Genomic DNA, 22,812 nt, shown 5'->3' with positions numbered 1-22,812 from the left:
GGGCAGCATCGTGCTGGTCCACACGACCGCCGAAGCCACATGGTCGAACCTGCCGATCTCGGGCGCCTTCGTGAATATGCTTCGGCGCATCGTCCTTCTTTCGCGCGGGACGAGCGCGGCGGGCGGCGAAGGCGCGGCGCAGGTTCTGCCGCCCTATCGCATTCTGAATGGCGAAGGTCGGCTGGTGCAGCCGGGGCCGGACGTGCGCCCGCTGACGGTTCGCCCCGGCGAGGAGCCCACGCCCTCCATCGACCATCCGCCCGGTCTCTACGGCACATCGGAGGGCTATCGCGCCTTGAACCTGTTCGCCCCCGGCGCCGAGCTTCGCCCGCTTCCCGAACTCGACCTTGGCACGCCTCTCGTGTCACGCGCCTATGGCACGGAAGATGCCACCGACCTGACGCCGTGGCTCTTTGCCGGCGCGTTGGCTTTGTTCACGCTCGATGCCCTAGCGCTTCTGTGGCTGAACGGCGGCTTCGCGCGGCTTGGCCGCCGCATGGCGGGCCTCAAGCGGCCCTCCTCCGCGCTGCCGCTGCTTTTGGTCAGTGCGCTTCTCCTGGCCAACCCTCCGCACCCGGCACAGGCGCAGGCCCGCGCCACGGATGAGGCGACGCGCGGACTCGACGGCGTCGACGCGCAGAAGGCCATCGCCGCGACCGAGACGACGCATCTCGCCTATGTCGAGACCGGCGATGCCGCGACCGACCAGCTGTCGCGGCAGGGCTTGTCCGGCTTGTCTCAATTCATCGCCTCGAAGACCGCGCTGGAGCCCGGCGAACCCATGGCGGTGGATCTCGAGAAGGACGAGTTGTCCTTCTATCCGATCCTTTACTGGCCTGTGCACGCCGATGCGGCCATGCCCAGCCCGGCCGCGATCAGCCGGGTGGACGCCTATATGAAGCAGGGCGGCACCGTGCTCTTCGATGTCGAAGGCGATGCGGCGGGCGATCTCTCCGGCACCAATGTTTCGCCGGGCCAGCGCCGGCTGCGCGACATCCTGGCCGATCTCGACGTGCCGCCGCTGGAGCCAGTCCCGCGCGACCATGTTTTGACCAAAGCTTTCTATATTCTCGACAATTTTCCGGGCAGGCACACCGGCTCCGATCTCTGGGTCGAGTCGCTGAACCGCAGCGGGGACGCGCAGGCCCGCCCTGCCAGCCCGGGAGACGGCGTATCTTCGATCATGATCACGTCCAATGATTTCGCCAGCGCATGGGCGATCGACGACAACGGTCTCTTCGTGCGCCCGACCGATTCCGCCGACCCGGCCCAGCGCGAATATGCCTACCGGGCGGGGGTGAATATCGTGATGTATGTGCTGACCGGCAACTACAAGGCCGATCAGGTTCACGTGCCCGCGCTTCTCGAACGGCTGGGGCAGTGAGATGAACTGGTCGATCGATTTCGCGCCGTTTTTCTCTTGGACGGTGCTCGCCCTTCTCTGCATCCCCGCGCTGTTTCTGGCGGCGGCTTTGGTCTTTTCCGGCCTGCGCGGCTCGGTCCTGCGCGTTTGCGCTATTGGCGCCTTGCTTCTGGCGCTGCTGAACCCCGTCGTTCTGCGCGAACAGCGCGATCCCTTGAAAAGCGTCGTCGCGCTCGTGGTCGATCGCTCGCAGAGCCAGACGATCGGCGAACGCACGGCGCAGACGGACGAGGCTGTTGCCGAGTTGCGCCAGCGCCTGTCCGCCTTTCCACAATTCGAGGTGCGGGAGGTCGATGCACGTTCGGAAGGCACGAATGATGTCTCGACCGCGCTGTTCGGCGCGCTGCGCTCGGCCTTGAGCGACGTGTCGCCGGGCCGTGTCGGCGGCGCCATCATGGTGACGGACGGTCAGGTCCACGACATTCCGCCCAATGCCGGCGCGCTCGGCTTCGACGCGCCGCTCCATGCGCTCATCACCGGGCGGCCGAACGAGTTCGACCGCCGGCTCGATATCGTCACCGCGCCGCGCTTCGGGCTTGTGTCGCAGCCGCAGACCCTCACCTACCGCGTCGTGGAGGAAGGCCCGCGCGCCTCGCGCAATCCCGTCGAGGTGCAGGTCTTCCTGAACGGCGATCTCGTGCAGCGCCAGAGCGCGGTGCCGGGTGAGCTGACCTCGGTAGAGATCACCCTGCCGCGCGCCGGCAAGAACATCGTGGAACTCTCGGCCGCGCGCGATCCGCAGGAGATCACCCCGGTCAACAATCGCGCTATCGCAATCATCGATGGCATTCGCGAGAACCTGCGCGTGCTGCTCGTGTCGGGCGAGCCGCACGCGGGCGAGCGCACCTGGCGCAATCTTCTGAAATCCGACGCGGCCGTTGATCTCGTTCATTTCACAATTCTGCGCCCGCCGGAAAAGCAGGACGGAACGCCGATCAACGAATTGTCGCTGATCGCCTTCCCGACGCGCGAACTCTTCGTCGAGAAGATCGAGGATTTCGACCTCATCATCTTCGACCGCTACCAGCGGCGCGGCGTGCTGCCGACGCTCTATTACGACTATATCGCGCAATATGTGGAAAAGGGCGGCGCCATGCTGATCGCCTCCGGGCCGGAATATGCCGGGCCGGATTCGGTCGCCAATTCGCCGCTGGCCTCCATCCTGCCGGCCCTCCCGACGGGCGAAGTCGATCTGCGCGCCTTCCGGCCCACGCTTTCCGATCTGGGTCGCAAGCATCCCGTGACGCGGGGCTTGCCGGGCTCGGAGGCCTCGCCTCCCAACTGGAGCCCCTGGTTCCGCACCGTCGATGTCGGCGAGACCAAGGGCGAGGTCGTCATGACCGGCCCGGACAACAAGCCGCTTCTCGTGCTCAACCGGGCCGGCGAAGGTCGCGTCGCATTGCTCCTGTCGGATCAAGGCTGGCTCTGGTCGCGCGGCTACGAGGGCGGCGGGCCCCATGTCGCCCTGTTTCGCCGCCTCGCGCATTGGTTGATGAAGGAGCCGGAGCTGGAGGAAGAGGCGCTGGACGCCGAGGGCACCGGCTCCGACCTCGTAATCACGCGCCACACGATCGGCGGCGACCCCGGCCCGGCGACCGTCGTCACGCCGACCGGCCAAGCCTTGCAGGTGACGCTCGCGGACGGCGGCAACGGAGAGTGGCAGGGTCGCCTTCAGGCCAGCGAACTCGGCCTGTATCAAGTGGCCAGTGGCGACCTGCGCGCGCTCGCCAATATCGGACCGGTGAACCCGCGCGAATATCGCGAGGCGATCTCGACCACGGCCAAGCTGCAACCGATCGCGGCCGAGACGCGCGGCGATGTCAGGCGGCTGGCGGGAGAAACGGGCGGCATCAGCGTACCGCGCATCGTGCCCATGGCCGGGCGGGCCGAAGCCTCGGGACGCGACTGGATCGGCCTTCGCACCACGGACGAGACGGTGCTGCGCGGGGTCGATCGCACGCCGCTGTTTGCCGGCTTCCTGGGACTGGCGGTTCTGCTCCTGGCGCTCTCCGCCACCTGGTATCGTGAGGGACGCTAGAGCCTTTCTCGATTTCGCAATTGCGAAGAGCGCTCGCCGAGATCACATAGGGTGGATCGAAGCGGAGGCTTGCCCCATGACGTCAGTCTGTCTCGCCCTTCAAGGTGGTGGCGCCCATGGTGCCTTCACCTGGGGCGTCCTCGATCGCCTGTTGGAAGACGGTCGATTTCCGACGGCGGCGATCAGCGGCACTAGCGCCGGCGCATTGAACGCCGCCGCGCTCGCCACAGGGCTCGCCGAAGGGCCGGAGGGCGCGCGGCGCAGGCTGGAGGCGCTGTGGCTGGAAGTCTCGCGCCGCTCGCCCTTGGGCGCGGCCGAAAACCGCCTCCCCTTCTTTCCGTTCAGCCGGTCCATGGTGCATGAGACGATCGAACGGATGAAGCTGTTCGGGCAGCTCGTATCGCCCTATTCGCTCGGCCTGCCCTCCGACAATGCGTTGCGCTCGGTGGTGGACGCAGTCATCGACTTCCCGCTTCTGCAAAGCGAGCGTGTCGTGCCGACCTTCGTGTCGGCCACCGATGTCGAAACGGGGAACGTGCGCGTCTTTTCGGGGCGGGAACTGACGGCCGACGCGCTTCTCGCCTCTGCCTGCTTGCCAGATATTTTCCGTGCGGTCGAGATCGACGGCCGGCCCTACTGGGACGGCGGCTATGTCGGTAACCCGATGTTGACGCCCTTCTTCGCGGACGATCACGGCTCGACCGATATTCTGATCGTGCAGGTCACGCCCTTTCACCGCTCGGGGACGCCCGAAACACCGGGCGACATCATGGACCGGGTGCAGGAAATTACGTTCAACACCTCGCTGATCCGGGATCTCCGGATGCTGACCGAGATGCAGAGGCTGGTGAAGGGCGAGGATCTGGAGAATCCCGTTCTGCGCCGTATCGCGGGTCTGCGCCTGCATATGATCGCCGCGGACGACGAGATGTCACGGCGCAGCGGCGCAGGCAAACTGGACACGCGCTGGTCGGAACTCACGACGCTGCGTGACCTCGGCCGAGAGGCAGCCGGGCGGTGGCTCGCCGAGAATGCAGAGCATGTCGGCCAGCGCTCCACGCTCGCTGGCGGGTTCAGCATTCTCTCGTGATCCTCGCTGCCTGCTTCAGCGGCGTGGCAGCACGGCCCCCGATACGCCGTGAAGAGCGCCGGGAATGAGTTCCAGACCGAGGATCCGCGCCTGATCCACCGGACCCGGCATGATCACCGAACCGATCGGAAGCGGTACATAGCCAAGTGGCGTGTAGTAGGCGCGATCGCCCACGAGGAAAATCGCTGTCTCACCCGCCTCGCGCGCCGCGTCGGCGCTGAGCGACAGAAGCATCCGGCCGATGCCCCGCTTCTTGAAGGCGGGACGGACGGCCAAGGGTCCGAGCATCAGGACGGGAGCGTCTCCGATCCGCACCGGCGTCAGACGCACGGAGCCGACCACCTCGCCCCGGATCATGGCGACCCGCGACAGAGTGCGATCGTGCGCGCTCGCCTCGCGCACCCGCTCCGCCGCGCGCGTGAACCGGCCGGGGCCGAAGGCTTCGGCATTGATGGCTTCGATCGTGTCCGCATGCGCGAACTGTTCCGCCTCGAAAACGAGGTCGAGATCTTGAAGAATGGACAGCATGGAAAGGTCCTGATCGGCGTGGGAAACCAAGCCGCCCGAAACCGGACCTTCGAAGGGGTCAGGTGGCGGCGTCGATCATCGCGGCTTTGGCCGCTTCATCTCGTCGTCGTCGCAGCAAGGCATGGACCTTTCGGGTGTTCCCGGTCGCCAGACCGGCCGCGCCTCATAGCACCTTGGTTCGGCAAAATCCATGCTTGCCGCAAGGCTGCGATTAAATGCCGGGAGTGACGGAGTGTTCCCAAGCTTTCGCGGAACAGGCGTCGTCCGCTTCGCGTATCATCGCGAGGATGAGAATGGCGGAGGAGACGCGCGATGGGACTTCTGGTCGATGGCCAATGGCAAGACAAATGGTACGATACGAAGTCGACCGGCGGTCGCTTTCAACGCACGGTCACGAGCTTTCGCCGTTGGGTGACGCCGGACGGCGCGCCGGGTCCGGACGGGCAGGACGCCGTCCCCGCGGAGGCGGGGCGCTATCACCTCTACGTTTCCCTCGCCTGCCCGTGGGCCCATCGCACGCTGATCCTGCGCAAGCTGAAGAAGCTGGAGGACGTCATCTCCCTCTCCGTCGTGGACTGGCACATGGCCGAGGAAGGTTGGGTCTTTTCCGAGCGGCAGGGCGCCATCCCCGATAGCGTCAACGGCGCGAAGCGGCTCTACGAGGTCTATCTGAAGGCCGACCCGACCTATACGGGTCGTGTCACCGTGCCGGTCCTCTGGGACAAGAAGGAGGGTACGATCGTCAACAACGAATCGGCCGAAATCCTCCGCATGTTCAATTCGAGTTTCGACGCGTTCGGTGACGCCAGTGTCGATGTCTGTCCGGTCGATCTGAAGGCGGAGATCGATGCGGTGAACGGCTTCGTCTATGACAAGGTGAACAACGGCGTCTACAAATGCGGTTTCGCCACCACGCAGGACGCCTATGAAGACGCATTTCATGAGCTCTTCGGCGCATTGGACGAGCTGGAAGAGAGGCTCGGCCGGCAGCGCTACCTGACCGGCGCTCGTATCACCGAGGCGGACTGGCGCTTGTTTACGACGCTGATCCGCTTCGACCCGGTCTATGTCGGGCATTTCAAATGCAACCGGAAACGGATCGCGGATTATCCGAACCTGTTCCATTACATGCTGGAACTCTACCAGTGGCCGGGCGTCGCCGAGACGGTGGATTTCCACCACATCAAGCATCACTATTACGAGAGCCACGGCACCATCAATCCGACAGGCATCGTGCCGCTCGGCCCCAAGCAAGACCTCACTCAGCCACATGACCGGGAGCGCTTGCCGGCAGGCTGAGGGCTACCAGTCTTCGGGGCGCGGCATGCCCGTGCGATCTTCATCGATGCGCCGGTGCGTGGCCGGCGTCGTACCCTCCGGCAAGGCGTCCGGCGCGAAGAAGCCGGTTTCGGCGATCTCGCGATCCGGCCGACGCGGCCTCGCCTGCCGGACGCGATCGCAGCGATACAGGAGGACATGGTCCCGCCCCTCCCGCCTGTTGTAGAACACGGCGACGAGGCGGGGCTCGGTCTCGCAGAGGAGATGACCCTCCTCCTCGGCTTCACGGCGCGCGGCGGCAACCGCCGTTTCGCCGGGGTCCACCGCACCGCCGGGCAGATACCAGCCATCGCGATAGGCGTGTCGCACCAGAAAGACGCGCCCCATTTCGTCATAGGCGAGAAGCCGCACGCCCAGCGTCATGGGGCGTGACAGGAGCGCCCAGCGACGCAGCGCCCATCCGAGCCAGCGTTGCGCGCGTTGCCTCACGGGCCGCCCCTTCCCATTCCGGTGCGATCGGCTACTTGCTGCCCCATGTTCCGACTCGCCCATCTCTCCGACATTCACCTCGGCCCGCTGCCGGAGCTTTCCTATCGGGAACTCGCCTCGAAGCGGATCACAGGCTACATCAACTGGCAGCGCAATCGAAAGCGGGCGATGTTCGGCGACACGCTGCTGCGCCTCGTCAACGACATGAAGGCGCAGCATCCCGACCACGTGGCCGTCACCGGCGATCTGGTGAATCTTGCTTCCAAGCAGGAGATCATCGGCGCGCGCCTCTGGCTGGAAGACATGGGAAAGCCGGACTGGGTGTCCGTCATCCCCGGCAATCATGACGCCTATGTACCGGGCGCGTTGAAGCGCGCCTACCGGGAATGGCATCCCTATATGATGGGCGATCATCGTCCAGGGGCCGAGGCCAAGCACTTCCCTTATCTGCGCGTTCGCGGCCCGGTCGCGATCATCGGTACGTCCAGCGCGGAGGCGACCGCCCCCTTTTTCGCAACCGGTTCCTTCAAGCGCGGGCAGGCGCTGCGCACGGCCAAGCTCTTGGCGGAAGCGAAGGAGCGCGGCCTGTTCCGCGTCGTGATGATCCACCATCCGCCGATCTCCGGCGCGGCGGCCTGGTCGAAGCGCCTCATCGGCAAGCAGTTCTTCTCCAAGGTCATTCACGATGTGGGCGCGGAACTCGTCCTGCACGGGCACACCCATCTCGACACGATCTATTGGCTGACGGGTCCAAGCGGCGAGAAAGTGCCTGTGGTCGGCGTACCCTCCGCCAGCCAGAATGCGGGAAGCTCCAAACCGCCCTCGCGCTACAATCTGTTCGAGATCGAAGGCGGGCCGGGCCAGTGGTCGTTGACGCAGCGCGAGCGGGGCTTGCGGATCGACGGCTCGGGCATCGACTGGATTCGCGAGCGACAACTCCTGTCCGACGGCACGGCGGTCGATCCGCGCCCGCGCGCGGACGCGAGAGCGCCGGTGCCGGTGCCGGAAATGAATTCGGAAACAGCTCTTTAGGCACTTGTTGCTGAGGTCGTCGGGAAGCAGAAGCTGGTTCGACTTACCCTGGACATCACTTGAGTGTCGAAGCCGAAGGGGACCAGCCTTCGGTTGAATTCCGCTTGCGGCGGCTTTCGGATCGGTCGTAAGGCGACAGGCCCTCCGCGACGATCCGCCGAAAGCTTCGCCATGCGCCTTCCGCCCCTGCCCGCCATCTCGGCAGGCCTCCTCGCCGCCTTTGTCGGCTTTGCCAGTTCGTTTTCGGTGGTGCTGCAGGGCCTTGTCGGCGTGGGAGCCACGCAGGAACAGGCCGCGTCCGGCATCCTGGCGTTATCGGTGGCGATGGGGGTGTGCGGCATCCTCGTCACCCTGCGCACGAAAATGCCGATTTCCATTGCCTGGTCCACGCCGGGCGCGGCGCTTCTGGCCGGAGCGGGCGTGCCGCATGGCGGTTTTGCGGCGGCAATCGGCGCCTTCATCCTGGCCGCAGCGCTCGTCACCCTGTCCGGTCTGGTGAAGCCGATCGGACGAGCGATGTCCGCGATCCCCGTCTCGCTTGCCAATGCCATGCTGGCCGGGATTCTGCTTCCCTTGTGTCTGGCGCCTGTCAAAGCCGTCGCGGCCATGCCGCTGGCAGGTCTTGCCATCGTGGCGGTCTGGTTTCTGGTGGGGCGTTGGAGCCGGATTCTGGCGGTGCCCGCTGCAGCCGTCGCGACCGTTCTCTTGATCCTCGCAACGCATCCCGCGCCGATGGACCAAGCCTCGGCCATGCCCGCACCGGTCTTTGTCGCGCCGGACTGGTCTCTGGCGACGATGATGGGCATCGGCCTGCCGCTCTTCCTGATCACTATGGCCTCGCAGAACATCCCGGGCCTTGCGGTCCTGAAGGTGAATGGTTTCTCGCCCGATCCCGGCCCCTTGTTCACCGTCACGGGTCTTTTCAGTTTGGCTTGCGCGCCCTTCGGGGGCCATGCGGTCAATCTGGCGGCCATCACGGCCGCCATCTGCGCTGGCGACGAAGCGGGTCCGGATCGCGCGCGCCGCTGGTGGGCGGGTGTGGTATCGGGGCTCGCCTATATCGCCTTCGGTTTGGCAGCGGGCTGGGTGACGGTTTTCGCAGGTCAGGCGCCGGTTCTGGTGCAGGCCATGGCCGGGCTAGCTTTGATCGGCGCCTTTACCAACGCCCTCAGCGGCACGATCGCGCAGGCACAGGACCGAGAAGCGGCGATCCTGTGTTTCGTGACAACCGCATCCGGCACGGCATTCTTGGGCATCAGCGCGCCCTTCTGGGGCTTGGCGGTCGGCGGCATCGCCCTTTTTGCAGCCCGCATCCGGAAATGAAAACGGCCCCAAGCGGATGGGGGCGGCTCTCGAAGCATGACATGGGAAGAGAAAGCAGGCCGCACGAAGCGGCCGCTTGGGGCGGGCGGTGCTTCAGAACAAATGGGTTCCGCGCGCCGCGATGATCGCCAGGAGAACGCCGATGCCGACCACGATGCCGATCATCATCCACGACAGGGCGATCACGAAATCGGTGGAGCGGGGGCGCTGCGGTAAGCGCAATGGAGCATCGTGGGCGGGGGTGATCGGCGCGGTCAGCGTCTGCACCGGGCGCTCCGGCGCGGACAATCGCGACCCCAGCCCGTCGAACACGGCCAAGGCCTTGTCCCGCTCCACGATTCGCTCGGCGATATAGTCGGTCACGCGGTCCACCACGAAGCGAAGCTCGGGCGATTCGACCAGTGTCACACGGCCCAGGCGGGTTTCGCGAACGAAGCGATAGGTCCGACGATCCCGGCCCATCACCACATGAGCCGTCGCGTCGATCCAGAAGCGCGGATGGGTGCCGTTGGACAAGGTGAAATCGAAGAGATCGTCATCCAGCGGAACCGCATCCATGATCGGCTGCAGTTCATCGGCAAACATTTCCAGTCGAGCGCGGTCGGCCTCGCGAATGTCCACCACGATGTCGGTGCGCTGAGCGGCGGCGATCTTGGCGGCACGCACAGCGTCCGCCAATCTCTTCGTCCCGTTCGTCGCCGCCACAGCGGACTTGGCCTCGGCCATCTTGCCCCCTCGACTGGTCGCGTGGGCGGATCGTCATGATTCGCCACCGCCCACCTCATGTGCTTAATCGAGCAGGCTTTCGCGAAGCCTGACCGCGAGCGGAAGCCGAATGCCGATGCGCGTTCGCGCCCTCAGCCTTCCAAAGCTCGGTTGGCCGCCGAGACGATCGCCTTCAGCGATGCGGTCGTCGCATTCTGATCGATGCCCGCGCCGAACACGCGCCCGTTTCCGTGCTCGACCTCCATATAGGCGATCGCGCTGGCATTCGAGCCTCGCTGGAGCGAATGTTCGGAATAATCGGCGACGCTCAGCGACAAGCCCAAATGCCGGTTCAGTGCGTTGATGAACCCGTCGATGGCGCCCGTGCCACGCCCCGTGATCGTCGTCTCCTGCCCGTTGTCGATGATCGTCGCCTCCACGAGACGGCTGTTGCGATCGCCTTCCACCTTGGTGAAATGCTCGACATAGCGCAGGCGCGCGCCCGGCTGCTCGACATAGCGCTCGATGAAGCGGTCATAGATGCGCTTGACCGGCAGTTCCTTGCCTTCTTCGTCGGTGATCCGCTGAATATCCTCGCGGAACTCGATCTGAAGATTGCGCGGCAGGTTCAAGCCGTAATCGGCCTGCAGGACATAGGCGATGCCGCCCTTGCCGGATTGCGAGTTGATGCGGATGATCGCCTCATAGGAGCGGCCCACATCCTGCGGGTCGATCGGCAGATACGGCACTTCCCAAACCGGCGTGTTGGCGACCTTATGCGCCTTCATGCCCTTGTTGATCGCGTCCTGATGCGAGCCCGAGAAGGCGGTATAGACCAGCTCGCCCACATAGGGATGGCGCTCGGGGATCGCGAGCTGGTTGCAATATTCGTAGACGTCCTTGATCCGGTTGATGTCGGACACATCCAGCTCGGGATCGACGCCTTGCGTGAACATGTTCAACGCCAAGGTCACCAGATCCACATTGCCCGTGCGCTCGCCATTGCCGAACAGGGTTCCCTCGACGCGGTCCGCCCCTGCCAGGAGGCCGAGTTCGGTCGCGGCGATCGCCGTGCCCCGGTCGTTATGAGGATGCAGCGACAGGAGGATGCAGTCGCGATTGTCCAGATTGCGGCTCATCCATTCGATCTGGTCGGCATGGATGTTGGGCGTGGACATTTCGACCGTCGCCGGCAGGTTCAGGATCAGCCGGTTCTCGGGTGTCGGCTGCACCACTTCGGCGACGGCGTTGCAGATTTCCAGCGCGAAATCGAGTTCGGTGCCGGTGAAGCTTTCCGGCGAATATTCGAAGCGGAAGCCTCCGCCGGCGTTGGCCGCCATGTCGGTGATCATCTTCGCCGCGTCCACCGCGATCTGGCGAATGCCGGCGCGGTCCTTGCCGAACACGACGCGGCGCTGCAATTCACTGGTGGAATTATAGAAATGGACGATCGGCTGGCGCGCGCCCTCCAGACTTTCGAAGGTGCGGGTGATCAACTCGGGCCGGCACTGGACGAGAACCTGCAAGGACACGTCGTCGGCAACGCCCCCCTCTTCCACGCACCAGCGCACGAAGTCGAAATCGGTCTGCGAGGCCGAAGGGAAACCGATCTCGATTTCCTTGAAGTTCATCGCCTTCAACAGCGCGAACATGCGGGACTTGCGGTCGTGACCCATCGGGTCGACCAGGGCCTGATTGCCGTCGCGCAAATCCACCGAGCACCAGATCGGCGCCTTCTCGATGCGACGCGAAGGCCATTGGCGATCGGTCAGATCGACGGCCGGATAGGGCTGGTACTTGGTGAAGGCCTTGGCCATGACGGGAGAGGATGCGGACATCGAAGAACCTTGCTCGTTCGGCGAAGACGGTCGGCCAAGGGGCGCGTAAAGCCGTCTTTCAAAGTTTCGGGTGGATGTAAAGCCGAAGAGACTGGAGGCGCAAAGCGCCGGCTCGATCGCCGGGCGCCTCTTCTTAACGGGCCCGACGATCGCCAGTAAGCGCGAGAAGGGCCGAAAGAAGTCGAGCGAATCCCGTGGCGGCTTTTGCCGCGACGACGCCATGAGAGGCGAAAGGGGATTCGATCCGGTTCATGGCGCCCAGTCTCGCGCGGCTCGCCTCGAAACACAAGGCCCCTGCCCGTTCGCGATCGAGCTTTCCGAGAAAACAAAAAAGCCCGGCTCGAAAGCCGGGCTGGGCATCAGCGATCAACGCCGGACCGAATTAGAAGTCGGTGTCGGAGCCCGGAACCAGAAGCTGCGAGACGCTCGCGGCCGGGGTCACACCGTGGTTGTAGACACCCTTGGCAACAGCGTTGATGTCGCGAGCCTCGGCGGCATGGGTCTCGCCGCGAGAGCCGGGGACAATGCCCTCATTGGCGCTGACGCCAGCCGGATAGCCGAACGAACGGGTTTCGAAGGTTGCGATCGGCGCACCCTTGGCCGCGGCCGAACCCACGATCACCGTGTTGGCTGCATGATCAGCTTGGACCTCTTCGTAGAAATCGGATCCGGGGACCAGTCCTGCGGCAGACGAAACACTGGTGAGCGCAACAAGAGAGAGCACGGCAGCGGACGCAAACGTGAAAGTCTTCATAATTTTATTCCTCATCAAAGTCGTAGCGACTGGCGGGGATCGATCGGCTAACGCCCCGATCTGAAATTTTACTGTCCCGCGTCGTTCGATGAGTGAGAGATAGGCGATCCCGTGCGCGCCTACGAGTAGCAAATAGCGAACAGTCCGTTCGTGACGTAAGTCACACTTCCTATTGATCGCCCTCTTGCATTGCAGCAAGGAATGCCCAATGCCTTCGCAGTCGCAAAATAAAAGGGCAGCGAAATTCGCCGCCCTCTCAACCGCTTAGCCTGAGAATGCGCAAACCTGCCTAGAGGACAGGCACGCCGACCTGTTTGGCCTCGGCCTCCGGCTCGACATGAATGAGCACGCGGGCGTTCAGGAATTCGCCCTGCACGGCGTCCTCGATCCGGTCGCAGATGACATGCGCGTCGCCGACGCTCATGGCGCTCGGCACCACCATGTGGAACTCGATGAAGATGGCACGCCCCGCGATACGCGTGCGCACGTCGTGAACTTCCAGCGCGCCCTCGGCCATGGTGGAAATGATCTCGCGTACGCGCGTATCATCCGGGCCGTCCAAAGCCTGATCCATCAGGCCGGAGAGCGAGGCGGCGACGACCTTCCAGCCTTCGCGCAGGATGTTGAGCGCGACGAGTGCGGCCAGCAGCGGATCGAGGATCACCCAACCCGTCGCCTCAGCCACACCGAGACCAGCCAGGACACCGACCGAGGTCACCACATCGGCCATGATATGGCGTCCGTCCGCATCGAGCGCCGGCGAGCGGTGCTCGCGCCCCTTGCGGATCAGAACCGAAGCCCAGAACGCGTTGATGGCGGTGGCGACGCCATTGATGGCCATGCCGAGAAGCGGCGCGTCCATGGCACGCGGCTCGAGATAGGCGTACCACGCTTCCCGCAGAATGAGCAGCGACGCCAGAACGATGAGGACGCCTTCCACGACGGCGGAGAAATACTCCGCCTTCGTATGCCCGAACGGGTGATCGGCATCGGCGGGCTTGTAGGAGACCGTCACCGCCCAAAGGGCGATGAGGCCGGCCACGACGTTGACGATCGATTCGAGCGCGTCCGAAAAGAGCGCGACGGAGCCCGTGACGAGATAGGCGAGATATTTGATCCCCAAGACCAGGCAGGCGATCGCGACGGTATAGACTGCGGTTCGCTTGACGAGACGGCCGCCCTCGTCGTCGCTCATAGTGATCGTTGCTGCATTCATCGCTCAGTCCACCTTCGTCCGTGTTCGCCGGGGCAGCTTGGCCACGACGTTCTCGATCATTCTCATGCCGGCGTCGCCGCCCAGACTCATGATGCTTTCCGGGTGGAACTGCACCGCCGCGACCGGCTCGTGCTTGTGCTCGAAGGCCATGACAACGCCGTCCTCCGTCTCGGCCGTCACCTCGAACTCGCGCGGCAGGCGCACGGGATCGGCGAAAATCGAGTGATAGCGCCCGACCGTCACTTCCGACGGCAGGCCGGCGAAGATCGTTCCGGGTGTGGAGACGCGAATGCGCGAGGGCTTGCCATGAACCGGCACGTGCAGCGTGCGCAGCGTGCCGCCATAGCTCTCGGCCAGTGCCTGAAGCCCGAGGCAGACGCCGAAGATCGGCGCCTGACGCTGACGCGCCATGGCGATCGTGTTGCGGCAGTCGAAATCATCCGGCTTGCCGGGTCCGGGCGACAGCACCACGAGATCGGGCGACACGCGGTCGAAGATCTCCTCCGGAACGGGCGTGCGCACGGTGGTGACGTCGGCGCCGGTCTGGCGGAAATAGTTGGCGAGCGTGTGGACGAAACTGTCCTCGTGATCGACCAGAAGGATGCGCACGCCCTCCCCGACCTTGGGGCGCTCTCCCGTCTGCGTGGCGGCCTGCGGTGCGCGGGCCTCGCGGATCGCCGCCAGAAGCGCGGAGGCTTTCAGCTCGGTCTCGGCCTCTTCCTCTTCCGGGTTGGAATCGTAAAGAAGCGTCGCGCCGGCGCGCACTTCGGCGATCCCGCCATTCAGCCGGATGGTGCGCAGCGTCAGGCCGGTGTTCATGTCGCCGTTGAAATGCATCATGCCGACCGCGCCGCCATACCAGGCGCGCGCGCTCTTTTCGTTCTCTTCAATGAAGCGCATGGCCCAGAGCTTGGGCGCACCCGTCACCGTAACGGCCCAGGCGTGGCTCATGAAGGCGTCCATCGCGTCCATGCCTTCGCGCAGACGGCCCTCGATATGGTCCACCGTATGGATGAGGCGCGAATACATCTCGATCTGACGACGGCCGATGACGCGCACCGAGCCAGGCTCGCAGACACGGCTCTTGTCGTTGCGATCGACGTCGGAACACATGGTCAGTTCCGACTCGTCCTTCTTGGAGTTCAGGAGCTTCAGGATCTGTTCCGAATCCGAGATCGCATCTTCGCCGCGCCGGATCGTGCCAGAGATCGGGCAGGTTTCGACGCGGCGGCCCGAAACGCGCACGAACATTTCAGGGCTCGCCCCGATCAGGAATTCGTTGGCACCGAGATTGATGAAGAAGGAATAGGGCGAGGGATTGATCGCCTTGAGGCGGCGCGAGATGGCCGAAGGCCGACTCTCGACGCGCTCGTAGAAGGTCTGCCCCGGCACGACCTCGAACAGATCGCCGCGCATGAACTTGTCCTTGGCGCGCCGCACCAGCGAGGCGTATTCGCCCGGCTTGTGGTCGCCGCGCTCCGGGTTCTGGTTGGACGGCACGAAGGGCGCATCCTCGCCCCCGCCTTCCAGCCCTTCGGTGGAATGGCCGTTCTTCTCGAACTCGTAGGACTCGACATAGGCGCGGGCGGAATAGTGATCCACCATTAGAATCTCGTCCGGCAGATAAAGGACGAGATCGCGTCTGGTGTCGCTGCGCGCCAGCGTTTCCTTCACCGGATCGAACTGGAAGGCCAGATCGTAGCCGAAGGCGCCGTAGAGGCCGAGATCGCTGTCGGCATCCGACTTGAACAGAGCGACGATGGCGCGCAGCACGGAAAAGACCGTGGGCATACGTGAGCGCTCTTCCTCGGTGAAGGCGCGCGAAGGCATGGCGACCGTCAGGTCGAGCCGCGCTTCACTCGCCTGTCGCTCGGCGATATCCTCATGCCCCTCCAGCGCCGCCGCCACGAAGCCGAGCAGCACGCGGCCGCGCGGGTTCAGCGCCTCGATGCGCACCTGCCGGCCCGACGAGGTGACGGCCAGCGGCGGATCGACGATCGCCGTGTCCCAGCGGGTGTAGCGGCCGGGATATTCGTAGTTGGAGGAAAAAACCGCGCCTCGTCTCGTATCGAGGCGGTCCACATAGGGCTCGATGGCGCCGGCATAGTCCACATCGCGCCGACGGCGCGTCACGGTGACGCCGCCTTCGGTCTCGTATCTGAACGCGCCGTCGCTGGCGGTTTCGAGGGTCATCGCATCCAATCCTTCCAGAAGCACCGGCCCTCGCGGCCCTTGAACAAGCAAAAAGGCCGCCGGGGTTCCGGGGCGGCCTTTGTTGTTCGAACAGACGCACGTGTTCGCAGCCGCCTATGTGCGGGTCTGCCACCACTGCTTGTTGTCGTGCGCGTTCGTCATGACCGAGACCTAGCCCAGAGACCGATCCGCCGCAACGAAAATTCGCCCCAAACCCTTATTTGCCAGTGCTTCGCAAGTGCGCGGCCGGGACGAGGACGGAGTGCTCTCACCCCTTGGTGGACGCCAGAAGCGCGTCATCGATCTCAGTGGCACGGTGAAGCGCGGGGCGTGCCTTGACGCGCTCGACATACGCCTCGAAAGCTTCGCGCCGCTCGATCGATCCGAACTGGAGTCCCCAGGAGAGATGGCTGCCGACATAGACGTCGGCGGCGGTAAATCGGTCACCCGCTATGAAGCTCGATGCTGAGACGGCGCCTTCCAGCGCGTCCAGCACGGACTGATAGGACCCGTAGCCGACGAAGCCGCGCTTCTCGTCGGGCACCACGACACCGAGCACGCGGTTCGTCACGGCCGCCTCCAGAGGACCGGCGGCGAAGAACATCCAGCGGTAATAAGACGCGCGCTCTTTGGCCGAGCGCGCCTCAAGGCCCGCATCGGGAAAGGTCTCGGCCAGATAGGCGCAGATCGCAGCGACTTCCGTGACCACTGCGCCGCCATGGACAATGGCGGGCACCTTGCCCATCGGATTGACGGTGAGAAACTCCGCCGACTTCATGTCGGCACCGTAGGAAAGAATTCTCGTCTCGTAAGGCGCGCCCACTTCCTCCAGCATCCACCGGACCATACGGCCGCGCGACATCGGGTTGGTGTAGAAGATCAGATCATCGGCCATGAAGCCTCCTTGAGATGCGCGAAAGCCGACCTGTGAGGCCGGCTTTCGAAACATAACCCGATCCTACGGCGGTATCCCGGCCCTCTGGGCCACCAGCATCAGAAATTCGGCAGGCCGTGCGTATGCGGGTTGTTGGTCGCGGGGTCGTAAAACACGCCGTCGGACGCCCCGAAAACCTGAAGCAGCGTCGGATGGTCGATGGGCTTTTCTGTCATCACCTGGGGCTGGGTCGCGACCTTCTGCACGACAGGGCCATCAGCCTTCTGCCTGATGTGATGTGCATCGGTGGCGGCCATAGCGCCCGAAGCGGCGCCGATGGCACCGACGAAGGCAAGCGTGGCGAACAAAGACTTCTGCATGGGACTTCGCTCCTTGATCTCGATCGGCGCTCACGAGATGTCCAAGCGGCACGAAGGTCGGGTCTGATCAAATTGGCCCGGCGGTCGGAGGCTGGCTGGGTGGCGTGCGCCTGCTCAGAAGATTGCGCCTGCGTCATTCTGTCCGCCAGTTACAAAAGCGTCATGAACTCGAATTCATTCGGCGGTGGAAACGGACTCAAAAGAGCCCTTCCACCCGCCCTTCCGCGTCCAAGAAGATGCGCTCGGCCGCCGGCTGTCGCGGCAGGCCCGGCATGGTGAGAATGTCGCCGCAGATGGCGACGACGAAGCCGGCGCCCGCTGCCAGACGCACCTCGCGCACATGCACGATATGGTCGCTCGGCGCGCCGAGCAGCGCGGGATCGGTCGAGAAGGAATATTGCGTCTTGGCCATGCAGACCGGGACATGGCCGTAGCCATCGGCTTCGAAGCTTTCGAGCGCCTTGAGCACGGCCGGCTCGGCCGTCACCGCCGCGCCGTGATAGATGTCCTTCACCACGGTCTCGATCTTGCCGAGAAGGCTCATCGCGTCGGAATAGATCGGCTTGAAGCGCGCGCGGCCGGAATCGGCGAGCGCCGCCACCTTCTCGGCCAGCTCCGCCGTGCCGGCGGACCCTTGGGCCCAATGCTTGCAAAGAACCGCCTCGACGCCCGCTTCCGCCGCCGCCTCACGCACCGCCTCGATCTCTGCGTCGGTGTCCGTACCGAAATGGTTGATTGCGACGATCGCCGGGACGCCGAAGGAAATGCAGTTGCCGACATGGCGCTTGAGATTGGCAGAGCCGCGCCGGACGGCCTCGACATTCTCCGTGCCGAGGTCCGATTTCGCCACGCCACCATTCATCTTCAGCGCACGCACGGTCGCGACGATCACCGTGACGTCCGGCTTCAATCCCGCCTGCCGGCACTTGATGTCGAAGAACTTCTCGGCCCCGAGATCGGCCCCGAAGCCCGCTTCCGTCACCACGTAATCGGCCAGTTTCAGCGCCGCGCGCGTCGCCACCACGGAATTGCAGCCATGGGCGATATTGGCGAAGGGGCCGCCATGGACGAAGGCCGGATTGTTCTCGATCGTCTGCACGAGGTTCGGCAGCATCGCATCCTTCAGAAGCGTCGCCATCGCTCCGTCAGCTTTTAGATCGCGCGCGGTGACGCGCGACTTGTCGGGGCGATAGCCGACGACGATGCGCCCGAGCCGCACCTGCAGATCATCGAGATCGGCCGCCAGGCAGACGATGGCCATGATTTCGGAGGCAACGGTGATGTCGAAGCCCGACTCGCGCGGCAGGCCGTTGGCTGGTCCGCCCAGCGACTGGACCATATCGCGCAGGGCGCGGTCGTTCATGTCCATCACGCGGCGCCAGACGATGCGGCGCGGATCGAGCCCCAGCGCATTGCCCCAGTGGAGGTGATTGTCCACCATGGCCGCCAGAAGATTATGCGCGGTGGTGATGGCGTGGAAGTCGCCGGTGAAATGGAGGTTGATGTCCTCCATCGGAACGACCTGCGCATAGCCTCCGCCGGCCGCCCCGCCCTTCTGGCCGAAGCACGGACCCAGCGAGGGCTCGCGCAGGCAGATCGCCGCGCGCTTGCCGATGCGGTTAAGCCCGTCGCCCAGCCCCACCGTTGTCGTCGTCTTGCCTTCGCCGGCCGGCGTCGGGTTGATGGCGGTGACGAGGATCAGCTTGCCGTCAGGCCTGTCTCCCAGACCCTTCAGGAAGTCCGCATCGAGCTTGGCCTTGTCGCGGCCGTAGGGGATCAGTGCCTCATCGGGGATATCCAGCCGCGCGGCGATCTCGGCGATCGGCTTCTTGCGGGCGGCGCGGGCGATGGCGATGTCGGACAGGGGCTCGGCCACGGATCAGGGCTCCAATCGGGAACAGAAGGCCCCATCGGGCCCGGCGCCACCATACGAAGGGCGGCGTCGGGCGCAAGCGTTAGAGCGCTTAATCCCCGCCCGATGCGATCAGGCTGGCATTGCCGCCGGCTGCCGCCGTGTTGGTGGAGATCACCTGCTCGCGCACGAAACGGGCGAGATAGTTCGGTCCGCCGGCCTTCGGCCCGGTGCCCGACAGACCCGAGCCGCCGAAGGGCTGCGAGCCGACGATGGCGCCGATCATGTTGCGGTTCACATAGACATTGCCGACCGTCAGCCGTTCCTTGACGAAGCGGATCGTCTCGTCGATGCGCGAGTGAACGCCGAGCGTCAGACCGAAGCCCGTCGCGTCCACCGCGTCGCAGACCTTCTCCAGCTCGCCCGCCTTCCAGCGGACGACATGAAGCACCGGCCCGAAGATCTCGCGCGTCAGCGCCTCGGCGCGGTCAAGCTCGATGATGGTCGGCGCTATGTAGTGGCCGGCCGCCGGCAGGCTGGCGGGAAGCTGGCCTTCGAAGCGGACATTCTGCTTGGAACGCATCTCGGCGACATGCCCGGTCAGCATCTCGGCCTGCGCCGCGTCGATGACCGGGCCAACATCGGTTTCGAGATGGGCGGGGTCGCCGACATGAAGCTCGGCCGCCGCGCCCTCGATTATGGCGAGCATCCGATCCGCGACATCGGCTTGCACGAAAAGAAGCCGCAGCGCCGAGCAGCGCTGGCCGGCCGAGCGGAAGGCCGAGCGCACGACATCGTCCGCCACCTGTTCCGGCAGGGCGGTCGCATCCACGATCATGGCGTTCAGGCCGCCCGTTTCAGCGATCAGCGGCGCGATCGGAGCGTTGCGCGCGGCAAGCGAACGATTGATCGCAAAGGCCGTGTCGGTGGAGCCGGTGAAGGCGACGAGCGCCGTGGCGGGATGGGCGACGAGCGCCGCCCCGGCTTCGCCATCGCCCGGCGCGAGGTGGACGACATCCGCACCGAACCCGGCCTCGTGCAAGAGATCGACCGCGCGCTTGGCGATGAGCGGTGTCTGCTCGGCCGGCTTGGCGATCACGACATTGCCGCCGGCCAGCGCCGCCGCGACCTGGCCCAGGAAGATCGCGAGCGGGAAGTTCCAGGGTGAGATGCAGACGGCGACGCCGCGCGAGCGGTAGATCAGCCGGTTCTCCTCGCCCGTCGGCCCCGGCAGGGCGACGGGTTGCACCAGCATCCGCTCGGCTTCCGCCGCATAGAAGCGGCAAAAATCGACCGCTTCGCGGATTTCGGCAATCCCGTCATCCAGCGTCTTGCCGGCCTCGCGGGTCAGAAGCTGCAGGAACTCCCCTTCCCGCTCTTCCAGAAGATCGGCCATGCGGCGAAGCTGCGCCGCGCGCTGGGTCGCCGGTACGGCTTCCGCCGCGCTCACGCTCGCCTTGGCGCGCTCCATCAGCGCGCTCGCGCCTTCCTTGGTGAGGAAGCGGCTGGTGCCGACCACCCGCCCATCCACAGGCGAGCGGATGTCGAGCGGCTCGCGCGTCGCCAACCCCTTGGCCGGATCGGCGGCAAGGCCGGCAATCTTCGCGCCGTCGCGCGCCTTCACCAGCGCGGCCAGCGCCCACCGGTCGCCGAACTCCGTGCCCTTGGAGTTCTTGCGCTGGCCGAAGAGTTCGGTCGGATTGACGACCCCGCCATGCGTCGTCCGACCGGCCTGAAGCATGTCGCGCGGATGGGTCAGGAGTTCGTCCACCGGCACCTTGGTATCGCCGACCTTGGCGACGAAGGACGAGTTGGCGCCGTTTTCCAGAAGACGGCGCACGAGATAGGCGAGAAGGTCGCTATAGCCGCCGACCGGCGCGTAGATGCGGCAGGAGACCTTGCCCTTGGTGTCGTCGCGTAGCGCCTCGTGGAGCGACTCGCCCATGCCATGCAGGCGCTGGAACTCGAAGCCATCCAGGTCCGGCCCGGCCATCTCCAGAATATTGGCGACGGTCAGCGCGTTGTGGGTGGCGAACTGCGGGTAGAGGCGCGCGCGGCGTTGGAGCAACTCGCTCGCCGCCTGAAGGTAGGACAGGTCCGTCGCGGGCTTCACCGTATAGACCGGGAAGCCGGCCAAGCCCTTTTCCTGCGCCTGCTTGATCTCGGTGTCCCAATAGGCACCCTTCACGAGGCGCACCATCATGCGGATGCCAGCCTTCTCGGCCAGGGCGTCGAGATGGCGGATCAGCGGCACCACGCGCTTGCCATAGGCCTGGATCGCCAGACCAAAGCCGATCCAGCCGTCGAACTTCACCTGCGCGATCACGGCCTCGATCACATCGACCGAAAGCTCCAGACGCTCCGCTTCCTCGGCGTCGATCGTGAAGTTCAGATCATAGGAACGCGCGCGGTTGGCGAGATCCACCACCAGCGGAACCAGTTCCCGCAGCACCGTCTCGCGATGGGTCGGATGGTAGCGCGGATGCAGCGCCGAAAGCTTGACGGAGATGCCCGGTCGCTCCGGCAGCGCCTTGTTGCCGGCCTTGCGACCGATCGCCTCGATCGCATCCGCGTAGGATCTGAAATAGCGCTCGGCGTCGCGCTTCGTGCGCGCGCCCTCGCCCAGCATGTCGTAGGAGTAGCGATAGCCCTTCTTCTCGAGGCCGCGCGCGCGCTCCAGCGCGTCTTCGATCGTCTCGCCAAGCACGAACTGCCGGCCGAGAAAGCGCATGGCCTGACGGGTGGCGGTGCGCACGGCCGGCGCGCCGACGCGCTTCACCAAAGACTGCACGATGCCCGAGGGCGTTTCGTGCGGGCGGATGATACGGGCCGACAGGCCGAGCGCCCAGGCGGAGGCCGCCATCATCTTCTGATCGACGATGGGCTCGCGATTGGCCCAGTCGCCAGCGCCGATCTTGTCCTCGATCAGCCGGTCCTGCGTTTCCGTATCGGGCACGCGCAAGAGCGCTTCGGCCAGAACCATCAGTGCCAGACCCTCGCGCGTGGACAGGCCGAACTCGCGCATGAAGTCTTCCACCGCACCGATGCCGCCGGAGCGCGAGCGGATGCTTTCGATGAAGCTGCGCGCGCGCGCCTTGACCTTCTCGTCATCGGCGCCGAGCGCCTCGGCGGCTTTCAACAGCGCGGCGACCGCCTCGCGATCGCTCGGGGCATAGGGGGCGGAAAAGGGGGCGAGGCTCATCGAAAGCGCGGGCTCCAGGGGCGGGACAGGATCGAGCGGGAACATACCAGAATCGCAACTTTCGTTCCCGGCGTTTATATGCTTTCGAACGATGGAAACGGATGCGCGAGAGGTTCAGGGCATTGGAAAACGCGGAGCTGGACGAAAAGGACCGGAAGATTCTTCGTGAGCTGCAGGCCGATGCGCGGCTTTCCACGGTGGACCTGGCCACACGGGTTCATCTGTCGCCGACCGCCGCCGCCGCGCGCGTCAAGCGGCTGACGGAAGATGGGTTCATCCTCGGCCATCACGCCCGTCTCTCGCCCGAGAAGCTCGATCGGGGGTTGATCGTCTTCGTGGAAGTGAAGCTCGATCGAACGAGCGAGGACGTGTTCACCGAGTTCGGCCGCGCCGCGAAGGCCAATTCGGACATCATGGAATGCCACATGGTGGCCGGCGGCTTCGACTATCTCCTGAAGGCGCGCGTCAAGGACATGGCGGCCTATCGCGCCTTTCTGGCGCAGGCGCTGCTGGAGCTTCCCGGCATCCGCGAGACGCACACCTATGCGGTGATGGAAGAGATCAAGAGCACGACGGCCCTGCCCGTCTGAAAGCCGC

General features: G+C 65.1%; 18 protein-coding genes. 7 read left to right on the top strand and 11 right to left on the bottom strand.

All coding sequences use genetic code 11. The annotated features are described in order from the left end of the window. From AUL28_RS06905 to AUL28_RS06895, 3 genes are all read left to right on the top strand, one after another. Positions 1-1,384: DUF4159 domain-containing protein (locus tag AUL28_RS06905; protein WP_156419914.1), on the top strand; the 1,384-nt coding region annotated here is incomplete at its 5' end. Between the two features lies 1 nt (position 1,385). Then, positions 1,386-3,461: a hypothetical protein gene (locus AUL28_RS06900; RefSeq protein ID WP_062231180.1), complete on the top strand. Its 2,076-nt coding sequence runs from the start codon at positions 1,386-1,388 to the stop codon at positions 3,459-3,461. Positions 3,462-3,537: 76 nt separating this feature from the next. After that, positions 3,538-4,551, top strand: a complete 1,014-nt coding sequence (locus tag AUL28_RS06895; protein WP_062231178.1) for a patatin-like phospholipase family protein — start codon at positions 3,538-3,540, stop codon at positions 4,549-4,551. A gap of 15 nt (positions 4,552-4,566) precedes the next feature. Here AUL28_RS06895 and AUL28_RS06890 read toward each other — a convergent pair whose 3' ends face one another. Next, complete coding sequence (locus tag AUL28_RS06890) at positions 4,567-5,079, bottom strand: GNAT family N-acetyltransferase (RefSeq protein WP_062231195.1); 513 nt, start codon at positions 5,077-5,079, stop codon at positions 4,567-4,569. Between the two features lie 312 nt (positions 5,080-5,391). Between AUL28_RS06890 and AUL28_RS06885 the strand changes: the two genes are divergently transcribed. Further along, a complete protein-coding gene (locus AUL28_RS06885) occupies positions 5,392-6,378 on the top strand; it encodes a glutathione S-transferase family protein (protein ID WP_062231174.1) in 987 nt (328 codons plus the stop codon). 3 nt (positions 6,379-6,381) lie between these two features. Here AUL28_RS06885 and AUL28_RS06880 read toward each other — a convergent pair whose 3' ends face one another. Beyond that, positions 6,382-6,846, bottom strand: coding sequence for an NUDIX domain-containing protein (locus AUL28_RS06880; RefSeq protein WP_062231172.1), 465 nt, complete (start codon positions 6,844-6,846; stop codon positions 6,382-6,384). Positions 6,847-6,891: 45 nt separating this feature from the next. On the opposite strand from AUL28_RS06880, the gene AUL28_RS06875 reads away from it, so the two are divergent. Both AUL28_RS06875 and AUL28_RS06870 read left to right on the top strand, forming a co-directional pair. Further along, a complete protein-coding gene (locus AUL28_RS06875; protein WP_062231170.1) occupies positions 6,892-7,878 on the top strand; it encodes a metallophosphoesterase family protein in 987 nt (328 codons plus the stop codon). 171 nt (positions 7,879-8,049) lie between these two features. Further along, positions 8,050-9,201: a benzoate/H(+) symporter BenE family transporter gene (locus AUL28_RS06870; RefSeq protein ID WP_062231168.1), complete on the top strand. Its 1,152-nt coding sequence runs from the start codon at positions 8,050-8,052 to the stop codon at positions 9,199-9,201. A gap of 93 nt (positions 9,202-9,294) precedes the next feature. Here AUL28_RS06870 and AUL28_RS06865 read toward each other — a convergent pair whose 3' ends face one another. From AUL28_RS06865 to putA, 9 genes are all read right to left on the bottom strand, one after another. After that, complete coding sequence (locus AUL28_RS06865; protein WP_244493432.1) at positions 9,295-9,879, bottom strand: hypothetical protein; 585 nt, start codon at positions 9,877-9,879, stop codon at positions 9,295-9,297. 179 nt (positions 9,880-10,058) lie between these two features. After that, positions 10,059-11,744: a 2-isopropylmalate synthase gene (gene leuA / locus AUL28_RS06860; RefSeq protein ID WP_062231167.1), complete on the bottom strand. Its 1,686-nt coding sequence runs from the start codon at positions 11,742-11,744 to the stop codon at positions 10,059-10,061. A gap of 382 nt (positions 11,745-12,126) precedes the next feature. Further along, positions 12,127-12,498, bottom strand: coding sequence for a hypothetical protein (locus tag AUL28_RS06855; protein ID WP_058601818.1), 372 nt, complete (start codon positions 12,496-12,498; stop codon positions 12,127-12,129). A gap of 289 nt (positions 12,499-12,787) precedes the next feature. Beyond that, positions 12,788-13,714 (bottom strand): cation diffusion facilitator family transporter, encoded by a 927-nt coding sequence (locus tag AUL28_RS06850; RefSeq protein WP_062219331.1) that lies wholly within the window; start codon positions 13,712-13,714, stop codon positions 12,788-12,790. 3 nt (positions 13,715-13,717) lie between these two features. Continuing rightward, positions 13,718-15,907 (bottom strand): anthranilate synthase, encoded by a 2,190-nt coding sequence (locus AUL28_RS06845; RefSeq protein WP_062231165.1) that lies wholly within the window; start codon positions 15,905-15,907, stop codon positions 13,718-13,720. Positions 15,908-16,175: 268 nt separating this feature from the next. Then, the gene (locus AUL28_RS06840; protein WP_062219335.1) at positions 16,176-16,802 is read right to left on the bottom strand and encodes a glutathione S-transferase family protein; all 627 of its coding nucleotides are present in this window, start codon (positions 16,800-16,802) and stop codon (positions 16,176-16,178) included. A gap of 98 nt (positions 16,803-16,900) precedes the next feature. Next, positions 16,901-17,161 carry a hypothetical protein gene (locus tag AUL28_RS06835; protein ID WP_062231163.1) on the bottom strand — a complete coding sequence of 87 codons (261 nt, stop codon included), beginning with the start codon at positions 17,159-17,161 and terminating at the stop codon, positions 16,901-16,903. Positions 17,162-17,357: 196 nt separating this feature from the next. Next, entirely contained in the window at positions 17,358-19,037 is a 1,680-nt protein-coding gene (locus tag AUL28_RS06830) for a formate--tetrahydrofolate ligase (protein WP_062231161.1), read from the bottom strand. Between the two features lie 88 nt (positions 19,038-19,125). Then, positions 19,126-22,215 (bottom strand): bifunctional proline dehydrogenase/L-glutamate gamma-semialdehyde dehydrogenase PutA, encoded by a 3,090-nt coding sequence (gene putA, locus AUL28_RS06825; RefSeq protein ID WP_062231193.1) that lies wholly within the window; start codon positions 22,213-22,215, stop codon positions 19,126-19,128. 101 nt (positions 22,216-22,316) lie between these two features. Here putA and AUL28_RS06820 point away from each other — a divergent pair, with 101 nt between their 5' ends. After that, complete coding sequence (locus AUL28_RS06820; RefSeq protein ID WP_062219347.1) at positions 22,317-22,805, top strand: Lrp/AsnC ligand binding domain-containing protein; 489 nt, start codon at positions 22,317-22,319, stop codon at positions 22,803-22,805. Positions 22,806-22,812 lie beyond the last annotated feature (7 nt).

The sequence above is a fragment of the Aureimonas sp. N4 genome, from assembly GCF_001463925.1.
Classification (GTDB): Bacteria; Pseudomonadota; Alphaproteobacteria; order Rhizobiales; family Rhizobiaceae; genus Aureimonas; species Aureimonas ureilytica_A.
Note: the sequence above shows the minus strand (reverse complement) of the source record. Positions and strands in the feature narration are given on the sequence as shown.

What these genes read in the sequence shown, in the direction of transcription:
- putA (WP_062231193.1), bottom strand. Translation starts at nt 22,215, where the DNA reads ATGAGCCTCGCCCCCTTTTCCGCCCCCTATGCCCCGAGCGATCGCGAG.
- AUL28_RS06855 (WP_058601818.1), bottom strand. Translation starts at nt 12,498, where the DNA reads ATGAAGACTTTCACGTTTGCGTCCGCTGCCGTGCTCTCTCTTGTTGCG.
- AUL28_RS06870 (WP_062231168.1), top strand. Translation starts at nt 8,050, where the DNA reads ATGCGCCTTCCGCCCCTGCCCGCCATCTCGGCAGGCCTCCTCGCCGCC.
- leuA (WP_062231167.1), bottom strand. Translation starts at nt 11,744, where the DNA reads ATGTCCGCATCCTCTCCCGTCATGGCCAAGGCCTTCACCAAGTACCAG.
- AUL28_RS06875 (WP_062231170.1), top strand. Translation starts at nt 6,892, where the DNA reads ATGTTCCGACTCGCCCATCTCTCCGACATTCACCTCGGCCCGCTGCCG.
- AUL28_RS06895 (WP_062231178.1), top strand. Translation starts at nt 3,538, where the DNA reads ATGACGTCAGTCTGTCTCGCCCTTCAAGGTGGTGGCGCCCATGGTGCC.
- AUL28_RS06840 (WP_062219335.1), bottom strand. Translation starts at nt 16,802, where the DNA reads ATGGCCGATGATCTGATCTTCTACACCAACCCGATGTCGCGCGGCCGT.
- AUL28_RS06885 (WP_062231174.1), top strand. Translation starts at nt 5,392, where the DNA reads ATGGGACTTCTGGTCGATGGCCAATGGCAAGACAAATGGTACGATACG.
- AUL28_RS06820 (WP_062219347.1), top strand. Translation starts at nt 22,317, where the DNA reads ATGCGCGAGAGGTTCAGGGCATTGGAAAACGCGGAGCTGGACGAAAAG.
- AUL28_RS06850 (WP_062219331.1), bottom strand. Translation starts at nt 13,714, where the DNA reads ATGAATGCAGCAACGATCACTATGAGCGACGACGAGGGCGGCCGTCTC.
- AUL28_RS06845 (WP_062231165.1), bottom strand. Translation starts at nt 15,907, where the DNA reads ATGACCCTCGAAACCGCCAGCGACGGCGCGTTCAGATACGAGACCGAA.
- AUL28_RS06900 (WP_062231180.1), top strand. Translation starts at nt 1,386, where the DNA reads ATGAACTGGTCGATCGATTTCGCGCCGTTTTTCTCTTGGACGGTGCTC.
- AUL28_RS06890 (WP_062231195.1), bottom strand. Translation starts at nt 5,079, where the DNA reads ATGCTGTCCATTCTTCAAGATCTCGACCTCGTTTTCGAGGCGGAACAG.
- AUL28_RS06835 (WP_062231163.1), bottom strand. Translation starts at nt 17,161, where the DNA reads ATGCAGAAGTCTTTGTTCGCCACGCTTGCCTTCGTCGGTGCCATCGGC.